Source organism: Roseateles sp. P5_B10, from assembly GCF_056400485.1.
The window spans coordinates 1-4,418 of record NZ_JBFULE010000441.1 but is presented as its reverse complement, the minus strand read 5'-3'; the positions used below and the strand labels follow the sequence as shown (position 1 = coordinate 4,418).

The window sequence follows — 4,418 nt, the reverse complement described above, 5'->3', positions numbered from 1 at the left end:
GTCGTGGGCAGCTTGATCACCGAAGCAGTGACGGTCGCTCCGTCCGACGCAGTCGCCTCGGCCATGGCCTCTCCCCCTCCACCACCGCAACCGGCCAAGGGAACAGCTCCGCCAAGAGCGGCTGAATACTGGAGGAATTTACGGCGCTGGGGGTCAGTCATGGAAAAGCAATCCTTAGCAGCGAACGTCGCTGCACTTCGGTACTAGGGGGGTGGCCTAGGGGGGCGGAACGGATTCTGATGGCAGGCCCTGACGGGACCGTGGCTAAACGTTACGAACTAGGGGGCGCGGAGGGTATAAGTTTGGGTTATGCGTCTCGACCTTCGCCGCCCTTGCCGCGACGGGTCGTGCTCCAAACAATTCCCGCCCGTTCTCCCTCTGAAAAGCCACCGTCATGAAGCCCCTGCACTTCGCCCTGCTGACCCTGGTTGCGCTGGCCAGCGCGCCTGCGGTGCAAGCCCAAAACAAGCCGCTGATCTACTGCGCCGACGCCAGTCCGGAAGGTTTTGACCCTGGAATGTGGGACAGCGCTAGCACCAACACGGTCAGCGCACAGATGTTCGACGGGTTGCTTGGCTTCAAACGACCCACGACGGAGCTGACCCCCAAGCTCGCCACAAGCTGGGAAATCTCGCCCGACGCGAAGAGCTTCATTTTCAGATTGCGGGACGGCGTGAAGTTCCACACCACCCCCTGGTTCAGGCCCACCCGCAACCTCAATGCAGATGATGTGCTGTTCACTTTTCAACGCTTCATCGACCCCAACCACCCGTTCAACAGGGCGTTTCCGGCAAATTTCATCTACCCGCAGAACCTTGGACTGACCAAGCTGATCGAGGGCATCGACAAAATCGACGACCGCACAATTCGTTTCCGGCTTCGTCAGCCCAATGTGACATTCGTCGCAAACTTCGCCTTCGCCTGGGCGGGCATCCAGTCCGCCGAGTACGCCGCGCAGCTACTGAAGGAAGGAAAGGCCTCGCAAATCAATGTGCAGCCGGTCGGCGCGGGGCCCTTTCGCTTCAAAAGTTATGCCAAGGACGACGTGCTGCGTATGGAAGCGCACCCAGATTACTGGGGCGGCAAGCAGCCCACGTCGAATCTGGTCTTCAGCATCAGCCGTGAGCCCAATGTGCGCGTGCAGAAGATCGCCGCCGGCGAATGCCATGTAACGGCAGCCCTGCGCGACGTCGACATCGCCCCGCTGGCGAACAACGCCAACATCAGCATCGAGAAGATCCAGGCGCTCAACATCTCCTACCTGAGTTTCAACCTGAAGAAGCCGCCCACCGACAAGCGCGAGGTGCGCGAGGCCCTGGACATTGCCGTCGACCGCGACGCCATCTTCAAGGCCCTGTTCCCGCGCGGCGACGCCATGCAGGCCGTCAGCGCCTTCCCGCCGGCCATCCCCGGCTACAACAAGAAGCTGAAGAACGAGTTCGACCCGGCGAAGGCCAAGGCGCTGCTGGCCAAGGCGGGCTTTCCCAACGGCTTCGAGATCGACCTCTGGGCCCTGCCCGTGCAGCGCCCGACCAACCCGAACGGCCAGCTGATGGCCCAGCTGATCCAGCAGGACTGGGCCAAGATCGGCGTCAAGGCCAGCATCAAGACCTTCGAGTGGGGCGAGTACCTCAAGCGCGCCAACAACGGCGAGCACAACGTCTACATGAGTGGCTGGAGCGGCGAGACCGGGGATGCGGACGACTTCCTGACGCCCAACCTGAGCTGCGCGGCCAACAAGAGCGGCATCAAGTTCTGCAACGCCGAATTCGAGAAGCTCATCGACGAGGCCCGCGCGACGCCCGACCAGAAAAAGCGCATCGCGCTGTACGAGAAGGCCCAGGAGATCTTCAAGCACGAGCGGCCCTGGATCACGATGGCGCATTCGACCGTCTACATCCCCATCCGCAAGGACGTGGTGGGCTTCAAGATGGCGCCCAACGGCTCAGTGAACTTCGAAGGGGTGTATCGCAAGTGAGGCTGCGCCACATCGAAGTCTTCCACGCCATCATGCAGGCCGGCACCATCAGCGGCGCCGCCCAGCTGCTGCACATTTCCCAGCCGGCCGTGACCAAGGTGCTGCAGCATTGCGAGCTGCAGCTCGGCATGGCGCTGTTCGACCGCGTACGCGGCAAGCTCTATCCGACGCCCGAGGCCCAGCGCCTCTTCGTCGAGATCGACAAGCTCAACCGCGATCTCGTCGGCATCCGCCGCCTGGCGGCCAACCTGAAGAGCGGCGAGAGCGAGCAGGTGCGCCTCGTCGCCACACCAGCCCTCGCGATGGCCATCGTGCCCGCCGCGATGACGCCCTGGTGCAAGGCCTACCCGAACGCGAGCTGCTCGCTGGCCACCCATCACACGCGCGAGATCGTGTCGGCCCTGCTGCTGGGCGAGGCCGACCTGGCCTTGTCGCTGCAGGACCCGCGCCATCCCGGCATCAAGGCCGAGGTCATCGCCAGCGGCGCCATGGTTGCCCTGTGCCCCTTGAACAGCCCCGAGGCCAAGGGCGAGGGGCCGCTGGGCCTGGCCGACATCCGCACCGAGATCGTCGGCCTGCAGAGCGACGACCCGCTCGCCGGCCTGCTGCACCACGCCGGCGAGGCCCTGGGCCAGCCGCTGGCCAGCCGCATCACCGTGCAGACCTACCAGCTCGCACGCGCCCTCGTCGAGGCCGGTGTGGGCATGACGCTGGTGGACCCCTTCACCGCCGCCAGCGCCGACGCCAGCAAGGTCCGCGTGCGGCCGCTGTCACCCACCGTGCCGGTGCAGCTCTATCTGCTCAGCGCCGCCAGCGCGCCGCTGGGCCAGGCCTCGCGCCGCCTGGTCAAGTTCATCACGGCCGCTGCGCACGAACACCTTTCTCGACTGCCGTGATTCGCATCGAAGACATTGCCTCGCATTCGGACTTCCGCCCGCTCGCCTCGCTGCAGCACGGCATCGCCGTGGATCTGCGCTACGCGACGGCCGACAACTTCGTCGGCCATTCCGTTTACGCCGGCATCGACTGCGCCTGGCTGCGCCGCGAGGCCGCGGACGCGCTGGAGCAGGCCGCCGCATGGCTGCATGAGCGCCGCCCCGGCTACCGCCTGCTCRTGCTGGACGCCCTGCGCCCCCAGCGCGTGCAGCAGCGCCTGTGGGACGAGCTGCAGGGCACGCCGTTGACGATGTATCTCGCCAGCCCCGAGCGCGGCTCCATCCACAGTTTTGGCATGGCCGTGGACCTGACGCTGCTCGACCCGCAAGGCCGCGAGGTCGACATGGGCAGCGGCTTCGACGAGATGACGCTGGCCTCCCACCCCGACCACGAGGCCGAGCACCTGGCCCTGGGCGCGCTGACGCCCGAACACCTTGTGGAGCGTGGCTGGCTGCGCGCAGCGATGCGCGAGGCGGGCTTTCACGGCATCGCCACCGAGTGGTGGCATTTCGACTTCGGCGACCGCGTCGCGGTCAGGCGGGATCTGCCGCGGGTGCTTTGACGTCGATGCGCTTCTCCATGAAGACGCTCAAGGGATCGTCGGCATAGCCRCCGTAGGGCCCGCGGTGGACGTAGCCGCATCGGGCATACAGCGCCAGCGCTTCGAGCTGGTAGGGCCCCGACTCCAGCGTCACCAGCCTGCAACCCCGAGCGGCCGCTTCGGCTTCCAGCTCGGACAGCAGCCGCTGGGCCAGCCCCTGACCACGTGCCGCCGGGCTGATGAACATGCGCTTGAGCTCGCCGAACTCCGGGGTCAGCACGACTGCGCCGCAGCCCACGGCCCGCCCCACCGTATCCCGGGCCACGGCGAAGACGACGTTCGGCTGGGTCAGCGAAGCCAGGTCCAAGGCATACCGGGCTTCGGGCGGATAAAGGGTGTCCTGGTAGGCGTCCAACTCGGCGATGAGGGCGATGACCTCCGGCTGGTTGGCAGATTCAAAGGTGATGCTCGTCAAGCAAATGGCTCCATGGCTTGTAGGGAAGGCATAACTCGCCTGACGCGCTGGTCTGCGTCACGGCCTGCTCACTCAGTTAGGTGGTGGGCCCAGACATCATCCATTCCGATGGCGCGATGTCATAGGAGTCTTGTGCACAGGCAACGGCCTCCTCAAGGGTTTCATGCCAGGTATCGGCGGCATAGCGCCCATCCAACGAATGGCAAACAAGCAAGAAGTTCTTGTTTCCATCGTCCGTGATCTCGAATCGAAACTCGATCTCCAGCGCGTTATCGTCATCCGGATCTGCGGGCGACCACCCACTGTTTGGGTGCCCGAGGATGCGTACCGCTCGGCGAGCGATGGTTGCGTAGGATTTCATTGATGCGCTCTGACGTTGGCGCTCAGCGGGCGGCGGAGCCGTCCGCTGCAGCAATTGGTTAGGTAGCACTCTTCGACTCCGAAGAATCAGAGCTTGCCACGCTGACCATAGGAATAGTGAACAACGA

At 64.8% G+C, this 4,418-nt stretch carries 5 protein-coding genes; 3 read left to right on the top strand and 2 right to left on the bottom strand.

The window, feature by feature from the left end:
• The first annotated feature begins 394 nt into the window (after window positions 1-394).
• Genes AC1DU6_RS21435 through AC1DU6_RS21425 form a run of 3 tightly spaced genes read left to right on the top strand, consistent with a single transcriptional unit; the run spans window position 395 to window position 3,476 of the window.
• Window positions 395-1,978, top strand: coding sequence for an ABC transporter substrate-binding protein (locus AC1DU6_RS21435; protein ID WP_477859452.1), 1,584 nt, complete (start codon window positions 395-397; stop codon window positions 1,976-1,978).
• The gene (locus tag AC1DU6_RS21430) at window positions 1,975-2,874 is read left to right on the top strand and encodes a LysR family transcriptional regulator (RefSeq protein WP_056192080.1); all 900 of its coding nucleotides are present in this window, start codon (window positions 1,975-1,977) and stop codon (window positions 2,872-2,874) included. The genes AC1DU6_RS21435 and AC1DU6_RS21430 overlap by 4 nt, the downstream gene beginning before the upstream one ends.
• A complete protein-coding gene (locus AC1DU6_RS21425) occupies window positions 2,871-3,476 on the top strand; it encodes a M15 family metallopeptidase (protein WP_477859450.1) in 606 nt (201 codons plus the stop codon). The genes AC1DU6_RS21430 and AC1DU6_RS21425 overlap by 4 nt, the downstream gene beginning before the upstream one ends.
• Here AC1DU6_RS21425 and AC1DU6_RS21420 read toward each other — a convergent pair.
• A complete protein-coding gene (locus AC1DU6_RS21420; RefSeq protein ID WP_457326101.1) occupies window positions 3,448-3,930 on the bottom strand; it encodes a GNAT family N-acetyltransferase in 483 nt (160 codons plus the stop codon). The genes AC1DU6_RS21425 and AC1DU6_RS21420 overlap by 29 nt on opposite strands.
• Window positions 3,931-4,006: 76 nt before the next feature.
• Window positions 4,007-4,291 (bottom strand): hypothetical protein, encoded by a 285-nt coding sequence (locus AC1DU6_RS21415; RefSeq protein ID WP_457326247.1) that lies wholly within the window; start codon window positions 4,289-4,291, stop codon window positions 4,007-4,009.
• Window positions 4,292-4,418: the final 127 nt, after the last annotated feature.